The 18,846-nt window shown below is 69.9% G+C and carries 21 protein-coding genes; 11 read left to right on the forward strand and 10 right to left on the reverse strand.

Annotated features, from left to right (window positions below; translation table 11 throughout):
* Nucleotides 1-168 precede the first annotated feature (168 nt).
* The 3 genes from H2Q94_RS29300 to H2Q94_RS29310 all read left to right on the forward strand — a co-directional run bounded on the left by H2Q94_RS29300 (nt 169) and on the right by H2Q94_RS29310 (nt 1,954).
* Entirely contained in the window at nt 169-522 is a 354-nt protein-coding gene (locus H2Q94_RS29300; protein ID WP_243790353.1) for a hypothetical protein, read from the forward strand.
* Nucleotides 523-608: 86 nt separating this feature from the next.
* The gene (locus tag H2Q94_RS29305; protein ID WP_243788041.1) at nt 609-1,103 is read left to right on the forward strand and encodes a helix-turn-helix domain-containing protein; all 495 of its coding nucleotides are present in this window, start codon (nt 609-611) and stop codon (nt 1,101-1,103) included.
* Nucleotides 1,104-1,114: 11 nt separating this feature from the next.
* Nucleotides 1,115-1,954: an IS3 family transposase gene (locus H2Q94_RS29310; protein WP_243795982.1), complete on the forward strand. Its 840-nt coding sequence runs from the start codon at nt 1,115-1,117 to the stop codon at nt 1,952-1,954.
* 82 nt (nt 1,955-2,036) lie between these two features.
* Here the strand turns inward: H2Q94_RS29310 and H2Q94_RS29315 are convergent, their stop codons facing one another.
* The 3 genes from H2Q94_RS29315 to H2Q94_RS29325 all read right to left on the reverse strand — a co-directional run bounded on the left by H2Q94_RS29315 (nt 2,037) and on the right by H2Q94_RS29325 (nt 3,294).
* Nucleotides 2,037-2,564, reverse strand: coding sequence for a DUF4232 domain-containing protein (locus H2Q94_RS29315; protein ID WP_243790354.1), 528 nt, complete (start codon nt 2,562-2,564; stop codon nt 2,037-2,039).
* Nucleotides 2,565-2,870: 306 nt separating this feature from the next.
* Nucleotides 2,871-3,101 (reverse strand): hypothetical protein, encoded by a 231-nt coding sequence (locus H2Q94_RS29320; RefSeq protein WP_243790355.1) that lies wholly within the window; start codon nt 3,099-3,101, stop codon nt 2,871-2,873.
* Nucleotides 3,094-3,294, reverse strand: coding sequence for a hypothetical protein (locus H2Q94_RS29325; protein ID WP_243790356.1), 201 nt, complete (start codon nt 3,292-3,294; stop codon nt 3,094-3,096). Before H2Q94_RS29325 ends, H2Q94_RS29320 begins: the two co-directional genes overlap by 8 nt.
* 140 nt (nt 3,295-3,434) lie before the next feature.
* Here H2Q94_RS29325 and H2Q94_RS29330 point away from each other — a divergent pair, with 140 nt between their 5' ends.
* The 4 genes from H2Q94_RS29330 (at nt 3,435) to H2Q94_RS29345 (ending at nt 5,260) form a co-directional block, all read left to right on the forward strand.
* Nucleotides 3,435-4,289 (forward strand): helix-turn-helix domain-containing protein, encoded by an 855-nt coding sequence (locus H2Q94_RS29330; RefSeq protein WP_243790357.1) that lies wholly within the window; start codon nt 3,435-3,437, stop codon nt 4,287-4,289.
* Between the two features lie 2 nt (nt 4,290-4,291).
* Nucleotides 4,292-4,486: a DUF397 domain-containing protein gene (locus tag H2Q94_RS29335; protein WP_243790358.1), complete on the forward strand. Its 195-nt coding sequence runs from the start codon at nt 4,292-4,294 to the stop codon at nt 4,484-4,486.
* 50 nt (nt 4,487-4,536) lie between these two features.
* Nucleotides 4,537-4,770, forward strand: coding sequence for a DUF397 domain-containing protein (locus H2Q94_RS29340; protein ID WP_243790359.1), 234 nt, complete (start codon nt 4,537-4,539; stop codon nt 4,768-4,770).
* A gap of 292 nt (nt 4,771-5,062) precedes the next feature.
* Nucleotides 5,063-5,260, forward strand: coding sequence for a DUF397 domain-containing protein (locus tag H2Q94_RS29345; RefSeq protein WP_243790360.1), 198 nt, complete (start codon nt 5,063-5,065; stop codon nt 5,258-5,260).
* A 59-nt stretch (nt 5,261-5,319) separates the two neighbouring features.
* Here H2Q94_RS29345 and purL read toward each other — a convergent pair whose 3' ends face one another.
* From purL to purS, 3 genes are all read right to left on the reverse strand, one after another.
* Nucleotides 5,320-7,608: a phosphoribosylformylglycinamidine synthase subunit PurL gene (purL, locus tag H2Q94_RS29350; protein ID WP_243795983.1), complete on the reverse strand. Its 2,289-nt coding sequence runs from the start codon at nt 7,606-7,608 to the stop codon at nt 5,320-5,322.
* Nucleotides 7,609-7,676: 68 nt separating this feature from the next.
* The gene (gene purQ / locus H2Q94_RS29355; RefSeq protein ID WP_243790361.1) at nt 7,677-8,354 is read right to left on the reverse strand and encodes a phosphoribosylformylglycinamidine synthase subunit PurQ; all 678 of its coding nucleotides are present in this window, start codon (nt 8,352-8,354) and stop codon (nt 7,677-7,679) included.
* Nucleotides 8,355-8,490: 136 nt separating this feature from the next.
* Nucleotides 8,491-8,730 carry a phosphoribosylformylglycinamidine synthase subunit PurS gene (gene purS / locus H2Q94_RS29360; RefSeq protein WP_243790362.1) on the reverse strand — a complete coding sequence of 80 codons (240 nt, stop codon included), beginning with the start codon at nt 8,728-8,730 and terminating at the stop codon, nt 8,491-8,493.
* Nucleotides 8,731-9,417: 687 nt separating this feature from the next.
* Between purS and H2Q94_RS29365 the strand changes: the two genes are divergently transcribed.
* On the forward strand, nt 9,418-10,443 hold the full coding sequence (locus tag H2Q94_RS29365; protein WP_243790363.1) for an NAD-dependent epimerase/dehydratase family protein: 1,026 nt from the start codon (nt 9,418-9,420) through the stop codon (nt 10,441-10,443).
* Nucleotides 10,444-10,486: 43 nt separating this feature from the next.
* Complete coding sequence (locus H2Q94_RS29370; RefSeq protein WP_243790364.1) at nt 10,487-11,122, forward strand: MBL fold metallo-hydrolase; 636 nt, start codon at nt 10,487-10,489, stop codon at nt 11,120-11,122.
* 54 nt (nt 11,123-11,176) lie between these two features.
* On the opposite strand, the gene H2Q94_RS29375 is transcribed toward H2Q94_RS29370, so the two are convergent.
* The 4 genes from H2Q94_RS29375 to purB form a co-directional block, all read right to left on the reverse strand.
* Nucleotides 11,177-11,695 (reverse strand): ATPase, encoded by a 519-nt coding sequence (locus H2Q94_RS29375; protein WP_243790365.1) that lies wholly within the window; start codon nt 11,693-11,695, stop codon nt 11,177-11,179.
* 80 nt (nt 11,696-11,775) lie between these two features.
* Nucleotides 11,776-12,576, reverse strand: a complete 801-nt coding sequence (locus tag H2Q94_RS29380; RefSeq protein ID WP_243790366.1) for a DUF2334 domain-containing protein — start codon at nt 12,574-12,576, stop codon at nt 11,776-11,778.
* Between the two features lie 137 nt (nt 12,577-12,713).
* The gene (locus tag H2Q94_RS29385) at nt 12,714-13,604 is read right to left on the reverse strand and encodes a phosphoribosylaminoimidazolesuccinocarboxamide synthase (protein WP_243790367.1); all 891 of its coding nucleotides are present in this window, start codon (nt 13,602-13,604) and stop codon (nt 12,714-12,716) included.
* Nucleotides 13,605-13,925: 321 nt separating this feature from the next.
* Nucleotides 13,926-15,356, reverse strand: a complete 1,431-nt coding sequence (gene purB, locus H2Q94_RS29390; protein WP_243790368.1) for an adenylosuccinate lyase — start codon at nt 15,354-15,356, stop codon at nt 13,926-13,928.
* A gap of 152 nt (nt 15,357-15,508) precedes the next feature.
* Here purB and H2Q94_RS29395 point away from each other — a divergent pair, with 152 nt between their 5' ends.
* Together H2Q94_RS29395 and H2Q94_RS29400 are read left to right on the forward strand one after the other, a co-directional pair.
* Entirely contained in the window at nt 15,509-17,092 is a 1,584-nt protein-coding gene (locus H2Q94_RS29395) for an ABC transporter ATP-binding protein (RefSeq protein WP_243790369.1), read from the forward strand.
* The gene (locus H2Q94_RS29400) at nt 17,089-18,828 is read left to right on the forward strand and encodes an ABC transporter ATP-binding protein (RefSeq protein ID WP_243790370.1); all 1,740 of its coding nucleotides are present in this window, start codon (nt 17,089-17,091) and stop codon (nt 18,826-18,828) included. Before H2Q94_RS29395 ends, H2Q94_RS29400 begins: the two co-directional genes overlap by 4 nt.
* Nucleotides 18,829-18,846 lie beyond the last annotated feature (18 nt).

Genomic DNA, 18,846 nt, shown 5'->3' on the forward strand with positions numbered 1-18,846 from the left:
AGGGCGGGAATTGTCCCGTCGGCCACGACGTGATCGTGCCCAATGTTGGTTGGAAGCGCCGCCCCGACCGTGCCTAGCGTGATCGACGTGCGGCGCTCCAGGGGTGAGCGCCGAAATCGAACGGCCGATCGCCGAATTCGAGATCGGCCCGAACGGGGAGGAATTCTCATGCGCTCGAAGGCATTCCGCCTCATCGCCGGAACCACCGCGGGCACCGCCGCCTGCATGGCGCTGCTCGTCGCGCCCGCCTCGGCCGCACCGGATGTGACCGCCAAGGCCGACCACGGCTACTCGGTGACGTGCAAGGGCGGCAAGGCGAACCTGTCCTGGTCCACCGGCGCCACCAACACCCGCGTCTACTACAACAACCACTGCTCGACCACCGCGAAGGTCTCGGTGCAACTGGCCGACGCGGAGAACACCTGGCTGGAGTGCCTGTCCATGCCGGCGGGCAAGAAGAGCAGCAAGGAGTTCAACCACGGCCTCAGCGGCTCCATCCAGAAGATGATCAAGGGCTGCTGAGCCGCCTCCCGGATGCCCCGTTCGCCCGTGAACTGGTCCCCGGTGGTTGGACTGGAAAGTCAGTTCCAGCTACCGGGGAGTGGTTCGTGTATCCGCATAGTTCGTTGTCGCGGGAGCAGCGTGAGGCCGCTGTGGTGTTGTTCGGGGCTGGTCATGGGGCGGTGTCGGCTGCGGCCCGGTTGGGGGTGTCGGCTTCGGCGGTGAGAACGTTGCGGGATCGATGGTTGTTGCGCGGCCCGGGAGCGTTGATCATGAAACCGACCAAACGGTCCTACTCGTTCGAGTTCAAACTCGACGTGGTGCTGCGGTTCGTGGCCGGGCAGGCCACGGCGGCCGAGCTGGCCGCCGAGCATGACCTGTCGTCACCGAAGCAGGTGAAAAATTGGGCGCGCCAATATCGGCGTGACGGCGAGGATGCGTTGCGCCCCAAGCGGGAAGGCCGCCCACCCCGCGAACCACAACCACCACCGGACGGCGAGACGGCCGAACTGGAACGGTTGCGGACGGAGAATCTGCGGTTGTCCGCGGAGAACGCCTACCTAAAAAAACTGCGGGCCTTGAAGGAACAGGGGCGAGGGTAAAAACCCAGGTCATCGTCACCCTCAAGGCGCACTATCCGCTTGCGGTACTGCTGGAGGTCGCGGGCCTGGCCCGGTCGACGTTCTTCTATCACCAGGCCCGGCTCGACCGGCCGGACCCGCACGCCCGGCTGAAACAGGCCGTGACCGACGTGTTCCAGCAGGCCCACGGCCGTTACGGGCACCGCCGCGTCCACGCCATGCTGCACCGCCACGGCCTGAGACCGGCGAAAAAGACCGTCCTGCACATCATGCGCACCCTCGGCCTGGCCTGCACAGTCCGCCGCCGACGCCGCTACTCATCCTGGAAGGGCGAGGCCGGCACCACCGCCGGCAACGTCCTGGACCGCGACTTCACCGCCCCGGCACCGAACACCAAATGGGTCACCGACATCACCGAACTCCGTGTCGGCACAAGCAAAATCTATCTCTCACCGATCATCGACCTGTTCGACCGCTCCGTCGTGTCCTACTCCTGGAGCACCCGACCCGACACCCACCTGACCAACTCATCACTGACCAAAGCCATCGCCACCCTCAACACCGGCCACACCCCACTCGTGCACACCGACCAAGGCTTCCACTACCGACACACCTCCTGGCGCCAACTGCTACACGAGGCAAACCTGACACCCTCCATGTCCCGGAAAGCGACCTGCCTCGACAACGCCGTCGCCGAAAACTTCTTCAGCCACCTCAAAGAAGAACTCTTCCACCACCACAACTACAACACCCCCGACGAGTTCACCACCGCCCTCGAGAACTACCTCGACTGGTACAACACCACCCGCATCTCCACCACACTGAAGAACCTCACCCCCACCGAATACCGAGCCCAGGCCCTCACCACCTAGCCTTCACTCACCCAGTCCAACAAACAGGGACCACTTCACCGCTCCCGCTGGGCGGACGGGGCATTCGTCGTGCGGGGGCGCGTTACTCGGCGGCGCTCTGGCTGATCTGGGTGGCGATCAGCACGTCGCCCTTGATCGGCTCGTCGGCGGGCCAGGTGGCGGCCTCGTGCGCGGCCGGGCCGTCCGGGATGCCGGGGAGGTCGAACTCGACGGCGGTGGGCACGGCCGGGTTGGCCGGAGCGTCGACCTTCTGCAGGATCCGGGAGATCCCGAACAGGCTCCCGTCCACGCTCACCGGTTTCTCCGGGGTGTGGTCCACCTGGACCTCAACGCCCGGAATCTTGTCGGCGCCGTTGAAGAAGGCGAAGTCGGCGGAGCCGCCTTCCAGCTTGCAGTTGGTGTGCGGGCTCGCGGCGGTGTACTTGACCAGGAACGCCTCGTACTCGCCCGGTTCGGCGAGGTCCCTGGTCACTTCGATGTTCAAGTCGTCGCTGGTGCACAGCGTGTCGCTGGGGTTCGCCAGCGCGGAACCGGCGGCCAATGTGGACAGGCCGAGGGCGAGGCCCGCGACGGCGGTGGCGGCGATGGTGCGGCGGAGCTTCGCGGTCATGGTCCGTCTCCTTGCTCGATCGGCTTCTTGATCTCCAAGACGCGCGGGGTCCACGCCGGGTGCTCGGGTATGCGATGAGCCACAGAAGAGCAACGCCGACCGGTCAGCGACGTTCTACACGCACACACCGGTACGGGGGCGGGGGGCGCGCCGGTGTGGGAGCGGGGGCGCACCGGGTGTGGGCGGTGCGCCCCCGCTCGGCCTCCCGCGCGCGGTCCGCCGGGTCGGGGTACCGACGTCGCGACGGCAGGAGGCCGTTCCGGATTCGAGGCGGGAAGGGGAGGGGACCGCTCGAACCCGGAAGTCTCAGCCGAACAGGCCCGGTTCCGGCTTGGGAAGTTCGCCGCGCAGCACGGAGTTGCAGGCTCCGCAGGTCGGCGCGAACACCCAGTCCGATTCGGAGGGTTCCGCCGCGAGCTCGATCTCGGCGCCGCACACCGAGGTGGCGGTGGACTGGCCGCACCACCGGCGGCCCCGGAAGGCGTGCCGCACGGAATCGCCACCAGGGCGCCAGAAGTGCCGATCCGAGTCAGCCATCGGACACCGCCGCGCAGTCCCGGCAGGCGTCGCGGTCGAAGGTCCCGTCCGGCGAAGCACCGCGCCGCAGGTGCAACGGCCCGTAGACGAAGGCCCCGCAGATCGCGGGCAACGCACCGCCGTCCGTCCGCCGCACCACGTGCCACCGCGAATCCACCGGCCCGCACGACGCGACCCAGATCAAGCGCTCCATCGGATCACCTCCAGTGCGAGCGTGAACCCCTAATTGATTCAGTAACTGACACTGTCAGAACTTATTTCTGATTTTGTCATTGATCAAGAGCCCCTTTCGAGTGATCCACCTGGTGCGTGAGTGATCGTTAGGGTTGGCGCATGTCGACAGCTCGCCGCAGGCAACTAGGTTCTTGGCTGGTCAAATTGCGTAAGCAGGCCGGTTGCGACGTAGCGGAGGCGAGCCGTGCGCTCGGCTGCTCGGAATCCAAGATCCGCCACGTCGAGGCAGGCCGTTCCAAGGTCAAGAAAGCTGAGCTCGCACTGCTGGTGGAGCGCTACGAGGCGTCCGCCGAAGTCCGTGCACAGCTGGAGAAAACCCGGCTGCACACGGAAGAGCGCGGCTGGTGGGAGTCCTACCGGGTGCCGGAGTGGTTCGCGCCGTTCGTCGACTTCGAATCGTTCGCGACGGAGGCGGCCAACTTCGAGCTCGATCTGATTCCCGGCCTGCTTCAAACCGAGCGCTATGCGTACGAGATCCATCGCGCCGGTCGGTACACCACCAATCCGCAGGACATCGCTCGCCGGGTCAAGGCTCGCGTCGAGCGGCAGAAGCGCCTGGTGGACGAGACACCGATCCAGCTCAGAGCGGTGATCAACGAAGCCGCACTGCAACGCGTGGTGGGAAGCCACGACGTGATGGCCGAACAACTTCAACAGGTCGCGGAGTTCTGCGACCTACCGAACGTCATCGTTCAGGTCCTCCCGTACGAAGCAGGAGCGCACGCATCTCCCAGCGGATCGTTCATCGTGCTGTCCTTCGAACATCCCGAAGACGAAGCGATCGGGTTCCTCGACACTCCGCTGGGCGGCCACATCGTCGACAGCGCCGAGGACGTGAGCGCACTGCGATACGTGTTCGACGAACTGCGCTCCAACTCGCTGCCCGTCGCTGCGACACTGGAACGGGTGACCGCTGCGCGGGACGCCCACCAGTGCCAGCACGGAAAGGTGTGACAGTGGATCTTCACGACACGAAGTGGCGCAAATCCTCCCGGTCGAACTCCGGAGGCAACTGCGTGGAAGTGGCGATCACCCGAACCTCGGTCGGACTGCGCGACACCAAGAATCGAGCCGCAGGCCACCTCGCCACCGGCCAAACCCAGTGGACCGCGTTCCTCACGGCCATCAAATCCGGTCGCTACGAGCGCTGATCACGCGACACCTGGAAAAGCCCGCATTAAACCGAAATCGGAGCCAATCGATGGAGACGCGTCCTCTCGCCAGTACGGATTCGACGACCGTTACGCCGCCGATCAGCGGCTGGCGAACCAGCACTCGGACCTCCGCCACGCAGACCTGCATCGAAGTAGGCGGGGCACCGGGGATCGCCGGCATCCGCGACTCCAAGGAACGAGACGGGCCGGTGCTGGCGATTCCTCGCGCTCGCTGGCAGGAATTCCTCGAACAGCTCAAATCCGGTGGCCGGCGAAGCTGAAATCCCGCAACCGAGGCGGCGCAGCATGAAACCGATTCCCACCGGCTAGCGCAAATCGAGCCGTTCGCATCAGGTCTCCAACTGCGTCAAAGTCGGCCGGATCGCAGTCGGCACCGCCGGGCGCGACACCGAGGACCGCAAGACCGGGCATATATCGATCAACCCGACCGGTGGTCAAGGTCCCTCTCAGCTATCAAGTTCGGCCGCTGCCACCGCTGATGTGAAACAGCCTGGTTCACCCGGATCGCGATCACCCTCATCGCGAACGCATCGAAGATGTGAAGGAGGTTCGATGACCACATCGATACCGGACGGATGGCACAAGTCCAGCAAATCGGGTCAGCAGACCAACTGCGTTGAGGTCGGCCACGTAGCCGAGGGCGCGGCGGTACGCGATACGAAGCACCGCGCCGCCGGGCACTTCATAGCCACTGGCGACCAGTGGTCCGCATTCGTCTTAGCGATCAAGACCGGTCGCTACGAGCGCTGAACCAAAAACGGCCCGTTCTCCCGCCGGAGCGGTGAGAACGGGCCGTTCCGCTTGCTGTGTCAGCCGAACAGCGCCGGGAGGGTTCCCTCCCAGGCCGCGCGGAGTTCCGTCAGCGGGATGTCGGCGATGTCCTGGATGTCCAGGCTGGACGCGGCCGCGTCGGCGACGCCGACCTTCGCGCAGGGCAGCTCGCGCGCCGCGCACATGTCGGTGAAGCGCAGTTCCTCGCTGCGCGGCACCGCAACCAGCACGCGACCGGCCGACTCCGAGAACAGCGCCACGAACGGGTCCGCGCCCTCGGGCAGGATCACCCGGGCACCGCACTCGCCGATCAGCGCGGTCTCCACCAGCGCCTGCGCCAGCCCGCCCTCGGACAGGTCGTGCGCGGCGGAGATCATGCCGTCGCGGGAACCGGCCAGCAGCACCTCGGCGAGCAGCTTCTCCCGCGCCAAGTCCACCTTCGGCGGCGTGCCGCCGAGGTGACCGTGCACGACCCGCGCCCACTCCGAGCCGCCGAACTCCTCGCGGGTGTCCCCGAGCAGCAGCAGCGTCTCGCCCTCCTCACCGCCGATGCCGGTGGGGATGCGGCGCGTCACGTCGTCGATCGTGCCCAGCACGCCCACCACCGGAGTCGGCAGGATCGGCTGGCTGCCGGTCTGGTTGTAGAAGCTGACGTTGCCGCCCGTCACCGGGATGCCCAGCTCCACGCAGGCGTCCGCGAGACCGCGCACCGCCTGCTGGAACTGCCACATCACGCCCGGATCCTCCGGCGAACCGAAGTTCAGGCAGTTCGTCACCGCCATCGGCGTGGCACCGGTCGTGGCGACGTTGCGGTACGCCTCCGCCAACGCCAGCTGCGCGCCCGCGTACGGGTCCAGCCGGGTGTAGCGGGCGTTGCAGTCCGTGGCGATCGCGACGCCGCGGCCCGTCTCCTCGTCGATCCGCAGCACACCGCCGTCCGACGGCTGGGCGAGCACCGTGTTGCCCCGCACGTACCGGTCGTACTGGTCGGTGACCCACTCGCGGGAGCACAGGTTCGGCGAGGCCGCCAACTTCAGCAGCGTCTCCCGCAGTTCGTCCGAAGTGGACGGACGGGTGAGCGTGTTCGCGTTGTCCGCGGCGATCAGGTCCTGCTCACCGGGGCGCTGCACCGGGCGCTCGTAGACCGGACCCTCGTGCGCCACGGTGCGCGGCGGCACGTCCACGACGAGCTCGTCGTGCCAGTAGATCTCCAGGTTGTCCCCGTCGGTGACCTCACCGATCACCGTGGCCAGGGCGTCCCACTTCGCGCAGACCTCCATGAAGGCGTCCACGTCCTCCGGACGCACCACGGCGCACATGCGCTCCTGCGACTCGCTGGAGAGGACCTCCGCCGGGTTCATGCCCTCCGCGCGCAGCGGCACCTGGTCCAGGTCGACGCGCATGCCGCCGTCACCGGCCGAAGCCAGCTCCGAAGTGGCGCACGACAGGCCCGCGCCGCCCAAGTCCTGGATGCCCACGACCAGACCCGAGTGGTAGAGCTCCAAGCAGCACTCGATGAGCACCTTCTCGGTGAACGGGTCGCCCACCTGGACGCTCGGCAGCTTCTTGCGGCCGGGGCCGCTGTCGTCGCCGTCGAACGTCTCCGAAGCCAGCACCGACACGCCGCCGATGCCGTCGAGGCCGGTGCGCGCACCGAACAGGATGATCTTGTTGCCCGCGCCGCTGGCGTGCGCCAGGTGCAGGTCCTCGGTCTTCATCACGCCCACGCACATGGCGTTGACCAGCGGATTGCCCGCGTAGGACTCGTCGAACACGACCTCGCCGCCGATGTTCGGCAAGCCCAGGCAGTTGCCGTAGCCGCCGACACCCGCGACCACACCGGGCAGCACCCGGCGGGTGTCCGGCGCGTCCGCCGGGCCGAAGCGCAGCGGGTCCGCCACCGCGACCGGGCGGGCGCCCATCGCCATGATGTCGCGGACGATGCCGCCGACACCCGTGGCCGCGCCCTGGTAGGGCTCCACGTACGACGGGTGGTTGTGCGATTCGAGCTTGAACGTGACGGCCCAGCCGTCACCGATGTCGACCACACCGGCGTTCTCGCCGATGCCCGCGAGCATCTTCTCCCGCATCTCCGGCGTGGTCGTCTCGCCGAAGTACTTCAGGTGCACCTTCGAGGACTTGTACGAGCAGTGCTCGCTCCACATCACCGAGTACATCGCCAGCTCGGCGTCGGTGGGGCGGCGGCCCAGGATCTCGCGGATCCGCTGGTACTCGTCGTCCTTGAGGCCGAGTTCGCGGTACGGCTGGTCGAGCTCCGGGGAGGACTTCGCGATGCCCACGGTGTCCAGCTCCGCGCGCTGCGCCACCGGGTCGCTCTCCGGGCCGTCGGCGACGGCGCTCACCGCGGCCGCGGTCGCGTCTTCGGGGTTGTTGCTCACGCTGCCACCAGTACGTCGAGAACGGACAGGAACATGCCGAGACCGTCGTCGGTGGGACCGGTCAACGGATCGATGGCGTGCTCGGGGTGCGGCATGAGCCCCGCGACCCGGCCGCGGGCGTCGGTGATGCCCGCGATCCCGCGCAGCGAACCGTTCGGGTCGTCCCCGGAGTAGCGGAACAGCACGCGGCCTTCACCCTCGAGCTCGTCCAGCACGGCCTCGTCGGCCATGTAGGCGCCTTCGCCGGACTTCAACGGCACCAGCAGCTCAGCGCCCTGGTCGTAGCGGGACGTCCACGCGGAGGTGTTGTTCTCCACCTTGAGCCACTGGTCGCGGCACACGAAGTGCAGCGCCGAGTTCCGGGTCAGCGCACCCGGCAGCAGGCCGGCCTCGCAGAGGATCTGGAAGCCGTTGCAGATGCCGAGCACCGGCATGCCCTGCCCGGCCGCGCGCACCACCTCGCCCATCACCGGGGCGAACTTCGCGATGGCGCCGCAGCGCAGGTAGTCCCCGTAGGAGAACCCGCCGGGCACGATCACCGCGTCCACGCCGCGCAGATCCGCGTCGGCGTGCCACAGCGGGACCGCTTCGGCACCCGCTCGGCGCGCGGCGCGCTGCGCGTCCACGTCGTCGAGCGTGCCGGGGAAGGTGATGACGCCGATCTTCGGGCTCATGCCGGTACCGCCTCTCCGCGATTCACAGTGGTGGTTGCGCCCGGCTGAACCTCGCGTTTCGCGGTTTCTCGTGGCCGGCTTGCGTCACGTTCCCCTGAGGTGCGGTTACGCAGGACTGAAGTGGGCCCGAAATCGCTCATGCTTCCACCCTGCGGACGACGAAGTCCTCGATCACGGGGTTGGCCAGCAGCGTTTCGGCGATCTTGGCGAGCGTGGCGTCGTCGACGTCGTCGGCGACCTCCAGCTCGAACCGCTTCCCCTGGCGGACTTCGGAGATGCCCTCGAAACCGAGCCGGGGCAGCGCGGTGGCCACCGCCTGACCCTGCGGATCGAGGATCTCCTGCTTGGGCATGACGTCGACGACGACTCGGGCCACGGGCGATGCTCCCGGATTCGTGCAGATCCAGCTGCTCCGTGCAGAGCAGTGATGGATGTCCAGCAGTACCTGCAAAGGGTAACTGAGCTGCGGGTTCGCCCTCGCAGACAGGTGCGCCGGAAGCGCCGTGCGCCACATTTCGGCCGCGCGGGCGCGCGCACGGGCGGCCGGGTGCTCGCGGACCGCATCGGTACCTGATCCGATCGGGTGAGACACGGCGAATTCAACACCCGGCCATTTTGAGTAGCGCTACTCAGCCACATTCCGCACGATTATCCGGAACGTTTTCACAGCTGTGTCCTCGCGCACTTCTCGCCGTTTTCACGGAACGTTCACCGGGGTTCGCACGTCTTACCTGTAGCAGTCGGAAAAATAGCCTTCGCCAACAACCGGCACCGCACTCCGAGCCTTGCCCGGCCCACCGCGACGCCACCGCCCGACAGCCAGAACCACCCGCTCCCCGGCCCCGCAGGCCGGGCCGGATCCGCCACCGCAGGCGCGCGAACCCCCCTTCCGCGCGACGCGGTGCGGCGGGGATTCCGCCCACCCCCCAGCGGAATCCCCGGAACGCTTCTCGTTGCGCCGCACTCCCCCCAATAGCGGCGCAACGAGAAGCCCCCTTCCACCACCTTTTCGCCAAAAGCGATAGCTGTAGCCCCGGTCTCACTCGAATGGCAGTCTCGCATCATGAAAATGCTGATTCTGGGCGGCACGCTATTCCTCTCCCGCGAAGTGGCCGCGGCGGCCGTTCGCCACGGCCACGACGTCACCTGCGCCGCGCGCGGCACCAGCGGAACGGTCCCGGCAGGCGCCGCGCTGGTCCCCGTGGACCGGGATGATCCCGACGGGCTGCGCGAACTGGCCGGGGAACCCTTCGACGCGGTCGTCGACGTCGCCACGATGTCCCTGCCCTGGGTGTCGCGGGCGTTGGCGGCCCTCGGCGACGGCACCGCGCACTGGACGTTCGTCTCCTCCATCAACGCGTACGCGGACACCACCACGCCCGGCGGGACGACGGACGCCGAACTGCTGGAGCCCCTGAAGACCGTCGAACCCGACACCGACCCGTCCATCGCCTACGGCGGGACGAAAGTGGCGAGCGAGCACGCGGTGCGCACCGCACTCGCCGATCGGGCGTTCATCGTCCGACCCGGGCTGATCACCGGACCCGGCGACGTGAAGGACCGCTTCGGGTACTGGGCGAACCGGATCAGCCGCGGCGGACGCGTCCCCATCCCGCCGCGCGAGCAGCCGATCCAGCACATCGACGTGCGAGACCTCGCCGAATGGATCCTGCTGGCCGCCGAAACCGGCCTGACCGGCACCTTCGACGGGATCGGGCCGGTCACCGATCTAGGCTCGCTGCTCGACGGGATCGCCGCCGCGGTCGCGCCTCCCGGCACCGAGCTCGTGCCGATCGACGCCGAGGCGCTGAACTCGGCGGGCGCCGCGCACTGGGCGGGGCCGGACTCGATGCCGCTGTGGGCACCGGGCACCCACCTCGGCTTCGTCAGCCGCGACGCCGCCCCCTCGCTCGAAGCCGGGCTGCGGATCCGGCCGCTCGCCGACACCGCGCGGGCCGCGCTGGAGACCGAACGCGCGCTCGGCCTCGACCGGCCGCGCGAAGCAGGGCTCAGCGCGGCGGCCGAAGCGAGGGTGTTCGCGGAAGATCAGGACACCAGCGCCGAGAACGACTCCGCGGACGGGCTCTGAGAGGCTGGAGACCGGAGCCGACGCAGCCTAGAGAGGCGAGCCGATGAAGATCACTCACTTCGGACACGCGTGCGTGCTGGTGGACACCGGCCAAGCCCGCCTGCTGATCGACCCCGGTGCGTTCTCCCAGGGGTTCGAGGACGTGCGGGACCTGGACGCCGTGCTCATCACGCACCAGCACTTCGACCACTACGACGCCGAGCGCCTGCCCGGACTGCTCGACGACAACCCGGACGCCCGGCTCATCACCGACCCCTCCACGGTGGGGATCCTCGTCGAGAAGGGATTCCAGCCGGAGGTCGCGCGCCCCGGCGACGCGTTCGAACTGGGCGGCTCCGCGGTGAACGTCGTCGGCGGGCAGCACGCCGTGATCCACCCGGACATCCCGGTCATCGACAACATCGGGCTGGTCGTCGACCACGGCGGCTTCTACCACCCCGGGGACTCGTTCCACGTGCCCGAGCAGCGGATCGACGTGCTGGGCGTGCCGACCGGGGCGCCGTGGCTGAAGCTCTCGGAGGCCGTGGACTTCCTGCGCGCCGTCTCACCGCGCGTCGCGGTGCCGATCCACGAGGCGGTGCTGGCCTCGCCCGCGATGCACTACGGCATGTTCGAGCAGCTCGGTCCGCACGGCACCGACCTCGCCGTGCTGGACCGCGCCGAGGCGACGTCGCTGTAGAGGTGCGCACGTGAACGGACCGTCCGGTGGGGCGGCCCGTTCGGCGCGGCGAGATCAGTCGTCGTGCCGGCCGTCGTCGAGGTGGTCGTCGCCGTCGTCGAGGTGGTCGTCCCGGTCGTCGCGGTCGTCAATGTGGTCATCGCGGTCGTCGTCGCGGTCATCGCGGTCGTCGAACCGGTCATCCCGGTCGTCGCGGTCGTCGCGGTCGTCGCGGTCGTCGCGGTCGTCGCGGTCGTCGCGGTCGTCGCGATCATCCCGGTCGTCGTCGAACCGGTCGTCGCGGTCATCGTCGAAGCGGTCGTCCAAGTGGTCATCGCGGTCGTCGAGGTCGTCGACCTGCGGCAGCGGCCCGGCCCCCGGCACGCCGGCGGGGAGGTCGTCGCGGTCGTCCCACGGCCCGTCGTCGTCCCAGCCGACCGCCGAGGCCGGAGCGGGCCGCTGTTCCTGCGCCGCGCCGCCCAGCGCGACACCCGCGCCGCCGATCCCCAGCACGCCGACGATCGCCGCGGTGGTCAACACTGCCCTGCTCGGCTTCCTGATCCTCATGTCCTTGCCCCTTCGGTCGAGTTCCATCTCCCGGACAAGAACAAGCTTCGCGGGCCGGCATGAGGCTTCCCTGAGGACAAAGTGAAAGCCCTTTCACCGCAGCGAATTCAGCTCGACAGCGGATCCGGGTTCGGCAGCCGCCCGCTCAAGCGCGGAGCGCGACGCTGACGAGGCACGACGGCATCGGCGAACGACGCGTACGTCGCGGGCTCCGCGCCGTGGTGCAGCGCCAGGTCGATCGAATCCAGCACGGCCCGCCGCGGACCGGGACGAGCGAGGTCGGCGGCGTCCACCGCGAGCCGCACCATCCGCCCGCGCCGCGCCGCACGCCCCACGCCCAGCACCAGCGCCCGGCACCACCAGTGCTCCACCCGCTCACCCGGACCCAACGCGTGGACCCGAGCCCGGTGCATCCGGCCGGTGGACAACTCGTGCACCGCCAGCGCATCCGCGCACACGGTGAAATCGCGCCCGCGCAACGCCGTGACGGTGCCCGGTGAGGACAGCCAGCGCGGCGGCACGAACAGATCGGTGCGCAGGCCGAGCCGGTCCAGCGCGGCGGTCGCGGCGTGCAGCCGCAGCCCCGCCTCGTGCGCCGGGAGCGCCGCGAACTCGGCGCCGCGCACCGCCGCCGTCGGCCCCGCGGACGCCACCCTCGGCAGCAGCCGCTGCGCGGGCGGGGCGTGGTCGAAACCGTGCAGTGCCACCACGTCGCCCTGTCGCCGCCGGGTCCGCACCCAGCTCGACGCGGGCCGATCCGGCTCGGGCGGCTCCGTGCCGTTGGGGCGCGGGGCGACGAGCAGGGTCAGCGGTACCCGCCGCAGATCCAGCTCGGCGGCGAACTCGGCGCAGTGGTCCAGCGCTCGATCTCCGAGCCCGGACAGGGAGACGATCAGCGGAGTGCCCACGGAACGACATCGCACCCGATCCGGGTGTCGACGCCCTGACCGGCGGGTGACCGACCGGCGCAGATCCGGCGAACCTCGCACCGGCGGGTTCGCGTCGCTGATATCACCGGCCGGTTGAAATCACTGATCCCGCAGGATCATCGAGCAGGCGACGGCCACTCCGCGAGGTCGCGGCCGGTGATCCGCTCGTACGCCTCGACGTAACGGGCGCGGGTGGCGGCGACGACCTCCTCCGGCAGCGGCGGCGGAGGCGTGTCCGCGGCCCGATCCCAACCGGACTCCGGCGAGGTCAGCCAGTTCCGCACGTACTGCTTGTCGAACGACGGCTGCACCCGGCCCGGTTCGTGGCCGTCGGCGGGCCAGAACCGCGAGGAATCCGGGGTGAGGACCTCATCGCCCAGCACCAGGCCCTCGGCGCCGAGGCCGAACTCGAACTTGGTGTCGGCGAGGATCACACCACGGCTCTCCGCGTGCTCCGCCGCGCGGCCGTACACCCGCAGCGTGAGCTCCCGCAGCTGCTCGGCGCGATCCCGGCCGACCTCGGCGGCGACGGCGTCGAAGCTGACGTTCTCGTCGTGCGAGCCCAGTTCCGCCTTCGTCGCCGGGGTGAAGATCGGCTCCGGCAGCTTCGAGGCCTCGGTCAACCCGCCCGGCAGTTCCACGCCGCACACCGCGCCCGTGGCGCGGTAATCGACCAGGCCGGAACCGGTGAGGTAGCCGCGGGCTACGCACTCCACCGGCAGCATCTCCAGCCTGCGCACCAGCAGCGCGCGGCCGCGCACCTCGGCGGGGATCCGCGGGTCGTCGGCGGCGACGACGTGGTTCGGCACCACATCGGCCAGCAGGTCGAACCAGAACACGCTCATCGCCGTGAGCACCCGGCCCTTGTCCGGGATCGGCGTGTCCAGCACGTGGTCGTAGGCCGAGATGCGGTCCGACGCCACCATCAGCAGGTGTTCGTCGTCCACGGCGTGCAGCTGGCGAACCTTGCCCGCGGCGATCTGCGGGTAATCGGAGAGTGCGACCACGCCGTGATTCTCTCCCACCCGCCCTGACCGGCGACGACCGGGCGCACCCCGGCGGATGTGGCGGCTCCCCTCGAAGCCCGTCTTTGATCTCGCGGGTTCCGGTACGCCACGAGCCCTTGATCAGTTGATCTTGCCAGTGGCGAAGCCGATCAGCGGCGACCACGCACGCAGCAGGACCACCGGCGGGTCCTCAGCGGTCTTCTCGCGGACAGCGATTTCGCTCGTGGCGGAGCCACTTGCGAAATCGATCCCGCAGCGAGAAGGCCGCTGAGGTTCCGCTACCCGGGCACCGAAGCAGAAGAATCCGACGACAGGGCTCGGTCAGAGGATCGGGGACGGGGTGTAGGCCGCTGCCTCCGGGTAGCGGGAGAGGACGTCATCGACGGCGGCGACGATCGCGGTGACCTGATCGGACGCCGCACCGGTGAACGAGAGCCGGTCGGCGAGCAGCTTCTCCAGGTCCGCCTGGTCCAGCGGCAGCCGGTCGTCGGCGGCGAGCCGGTCCAGCAGGTCGTTGCGCTCGATTCCCTGCTCCCGCATCGCCAACGCCACCGCGACCGCGTTCTCCTTGATCGCCTCGTGCGCCGTTTCCCGGCCCACCCCGGCGCGCACGGCGGCCATCAGCACCTTCGTCGTCGCCAGGAACGGCAGGTAGCGGTCCAGCTCGCGGGACACCACCGCCGGGTAGGCGCCGAACTCATCGAGCACCGTCAGGAACGTCTCCAGCAACCCGTCGAACGCGAAGAACGCGTCCGGCAGCGCGATGCGGCGCACCACCGAGCAGGACACGTCGCCCTCGTTCCACTGGTCCCCGGCCAGCTCACCGGCCATCGACACGTACCCGCGCAGCACCACGGACAGGCCGTTGACGCGCTCGCAGGAACGGGTGTTCATCTTGTGCGGCATGGCGCTCGAACCGACCTGGCCCGGCTGGAAGCCCTCGGTGACCAGCTCGTGCCCCGCCATCAACCGGATCGTCTTCGCCACCGAGGACGGCGCCGCCGCCAACTGCGACAACGCGGTGAGCACCTCGAAGTCCAGCGACCGCGGATACACCTGGCCGACGCTGGTGAGGACCTTGCCGAACCCGAGGTGATCGGTGATCCGGCCTTCCAGGTCTGCGAGCTTCCCCGCGTCGCCGAGCAGGTCCAGCATGTCCTGCGAAGTGCCGACCGGCCCCTTCACGCCGCGCAGCGGGTAGCGCGCCAGCAGGTCTTCGAGCCTGCCGAACGCGACGAGCAGCTCGTCGGCGGCCGTCGCGAAGCGCTTGCCCAGCGTCGTGGCCTGCGCGGCGACGTTGTGCGAACGGCCCGCCATCACCAGCTCGCCGTGCTGCGCCGCCAGCCGCGCGAGCCTGCCCAGCACCGCCACCGTGCGGTCGCGCACGTGCTCCAAGCTGCGGCGGACCTGCAACTGCTCGACGTTCTCGGTGAGGTCGCGGGAGGTCATGCCCTTGTGCACGTGCTCGTGCCCGGCGAGGGCGTTGAACTCCTCGATGCGGGCCTTCACGTCGTGCCTGGTCTGCCGCTCGCGCTCGGCGATGGAATCCAGGTCTACCTGGTCGATGACGCGCTCGTAGTCGGCGACCGCGCCCTCCGGCACGTCGACGCCGAGGTCCGCCTGCGCGCGCAGCACCGCCAGCCACAGCTGGCGTTCCAGCACGACCTTGTGCTGCGGGGACCACAGCTCGACCAGCTCCGGCGAGGCGTAGCGGTGGGCGAGCACGTTCGGGAGGTGGGGCTTGACCGTCACGGCTGGCCAGGATACTTCCCGCCCCCGGCGGCACCGCTCGCACGCCTCCTCGGGGTCCCGACGCACCAGCTCCGATCACCGGGCGGCCGGGTGTGAGGTGCGCGGAAAAACGGTCGCCTCGGGCGTCGAGGGCGAGCTAGGTTCGGGGCGTCATGACTCCCGATGCGCGCGGCCCGGTCCGCTTCCTGTGGTCGCTGCTGCGCGTCCGGCCCGGACTGCTGATCCTCGCTCCCGTCACCGGCTCGTTGTGGCTGCTGCCGACCGCGGTGCTGCCGCTGGTCATCGGCCGCGCGCTGGACGCGGGCATCGCGGGCCGGGACGGTTCGGCGCTGCTCGGGTGGACCCTGGTGGCGCTGGGGCTCGGTGTCGTTCAGGCGCTGGGCGCGGCGGCGCTCGGGTGGACGGCGCACACGCTGTGGCTGCACGGCGCGGGCTCCGCGGAACGGGTGGTGCTGCACCACGTGGCGGGGCTCGGCGGGTCGCTCACCCGGCAGGTCCGCCACGGTGAGGTCGTGGCCGTCGGCTCCTCGGACATCTACCAGGTCGGCAAAGCGTTCGAGGTGCTCGCCAGGCTCGCCGGCGCCATCGTGGCGTTCCTCGTCGCGGCCGCCGCGCTGCTGACGATCTCCCCGCTGATGGGCGCCGTGGCCCTGGTCGGGGTGCCGCTGGCGACGCTGGGCATCGGCCCGCTGCTGCGCCCGCTGCGCCGCCGCGAAGAAGTCCAGCGGGAGAACCTCACCGGCCTGAACACGCTGGCCGCGGACATCGTCTCCGGCCTGCGCATCCTGCGCGGCATCGGCGGCGAAGCCCGGTTCCACGCCCGGTTCGTCACGGCGAGCGGGAAGGTGCGGGACGCCGGAATCGCCGCCGGACGCGTCACCGCGTGGCTGGCGGGCGCCGAGATCCTGCTGCCCGGACTGGTGACGGTGCTCGTCACGTGGCTGGGCGCGCGGATGGCGCTGAGCGGGACGATCAGCGTCGGCGAACTGGTGGCCTTCTACGGCGTGTCCAGCTTCCTGGTGATCCCGGTGCGCACCGCCACCGAAGCGGCGAGCACCTTCGCTTCCGCCGTGGTCGCGGCCGGCCGGGCGTGCGGGCTGCTGCGGCTGCGCCCGGAACCGGCCGATCCGCCGAAGCCGCGCGCGCTGCCCATCGGTCCGCTCGCCTTGGTCGACGAACGCACCGGCGCCCACGCCGAAGCGGGCGAACTCACCGCCATCGACGCCGCCGGGCACGGTGAGGCGCTGGCGGAGCGGTTCGCCCGGCACACCTCGGACGGCCGGGTGCACGCCGGGGACGTACCGCTCGACGAAGTCGAGATCGCGGTGCTTCGGGACCGGATCGTGCTGGCGCACAACCAGGACCTGCTGTTCGCCGGACCGGTCCGCGCCGGGCTCGACCTGGGATCGCCGGTGCTCGTGGAGACGGCCCTGCACGCCGCCGACGCCGAGGACGTGCTCGACGCGTTGCCCGCCGACGGCGCGCTCACCGAACAGGCCCGCTCGCTGTCCGGTGGGCAACGGCAACGACTGCTGCTGGCGCGCGCGTTGTGCAGCGACGCCGACGTGCTGGTGCTGGACGAACCGACCTCGGCCGTCGACGCGCACACCGAGGCGCGCATCGTGCGCCGAGTCCGGGAACTGCGGAAAGGACGGACCACAATCGTCCTCACCCAGAGCCCGCTGTGGCACGCGATCGCCGACCGGGCGCTGCACGTGACGGGAGGAGCGGAATGAGGCTCCCGCTGGCCGACCGGACCGAGGTGCTGCGCTGGCTGCGACGCACCGCCGCCGCCCACCGCCGCGAGTTCTCCCTGATGATGCTGCTGTTCGGGCTGACCACGGTGGTCGGTCTGATCGGCCCGCAACTGCTCGGGCGGCTGGTGGACTCCGTGTCGACGGGCACCGAGGTGTGGCGGGTGGACGCGCTGGCCGCCGGGTTCCTCCTGGTGCTCGTCGTGCACGCGCTGCTGGCCCGCGCGGCCCGGCTGCGCGCGGCCGTGTTCGGCGAGACCGTGCTGGCCGAGACCCGGGAGGACGTGGTGGCCCGCGCGTTGCGGCTGCCGCTGGGCACCGTGGAGGACGCGGGCACCGGTGATCTGCTCAGCCGCTCCACTGCCGACGTGGACCGGCTCGACTTCACCGTGCGCGAAGCCGCACCGGAACTCACTGCGGCCGTGCTCACCATCGCGCTCACCGCCGTCGCGATGATCATCACTTCGCCGCTGCTGGCCTGCGGGCTGCTCGTCGCGGTGCCGCTGCTGGTGGCCGTGAGCCGGTGGTACTTCCCGCGCGCCGCGAAGACGATCAGCAGGCTGCTGCAGGACTGGGCCAACGTGCAGTCGAGCATCCACGAAACCGTGCAAGGCGCCCGCACCATCGACTCGATGCGGCTCACCGAGCGGCGCCGCGCGCACAACGACCAGGTCCTGGACCGGGCCATCAACGGCGAGAAGCGGCACCGCACGCTGCTGTCGGTGTTCCTGCCGACGCTGGAACTGGCCTACGCGCTGCCGATCGCGGCGATCCTGCTGATCGGCGGCTGGAGCTACCAGGCGGGCTGGGTCCAGCTGGGCACGGTGACCACGGTCGTGCTGTACGCGGCGACGTTGTCGGCTCCGCTGGCCGAACTCTTCGCGTGGCTGGAGGAGATGCAGCTCGGCCACGCCGCGCTCAGCCGCATCCTCGGCGTGCCGCAGGCGCCGCCGGAACGCGCCGAACCGGTCCCGGCGAGCGCGGCCGGGCACGACCTGGTGCTGCGCGACGTGCGGTTCTCCTACCGGACCGGCCGGGAGGTCCTGCACGGCATCGACCTGCACGTGCCCGCCGGTGAGCGGCTCGTCATCGTCGGGCCGTCCGGAGCGGGGAAGTCCACGCTGGGGCGGCTCATCGCCGGGATCAGCGCGCCCGACTCGGGTTCGGTGGCGTTCGGCGACGTGGAGATCACGGCACTGCCCACCGCCCGCACCCGGCAGGAGGTCGTGCTGCTCACGCAGGAACATCACGTGTTCACCGCGAGCCTGCGGGACAACCTGTCGCTGCCGGAGTCGCGGGAGTGGCGGGACGCGGAACTGCTCGACGCGTTGGAGACGGTGGGCGCGGCGAAATGGGCGCGGCTGCTCCCGGACGGGTTGGACACCGTCATCGGCTCCGGTGGCGATCCGGTGCCCGCGGCGGTGGCTCAGCAGCTCGCGCTGGCTCGGGTGGTGCTGGCCGACCCGCACACGTTGGTGCTGGACGAGGCGACGTCACTGCTCGACGGGGACAGCTCCCGAGACCTGGAGCGGTCGCTGTCGACGCTGCTCACCGGCCGCACGGTGATCGCCATCGCGCACCGGCTGCACACCGCGCGGACCGCCGACCGGGTGGCGGTGGTCGACGGCGGCCGCATCGTGGAGCTCGGCGCGCACCGGGACCTGCTGGCCGCGGACGGCTCCTACGCGGCGCTGCACCGCACCGCCCTCGGCCAGTAGCGGCTCCGCCCGGATCCG

The sequence above is a fragment of the Saccharopolyspora gloriosae genome, assembly GCF_022828475.1.
GTDB classification, from domain to species: Bacteria; Actinomycetota; Actinomycetes; order Mycobacteriales; family Pseudonocardiaceae; genus Saccharopolyspora_C; species Saccharopolyspora_C gloriosae_A.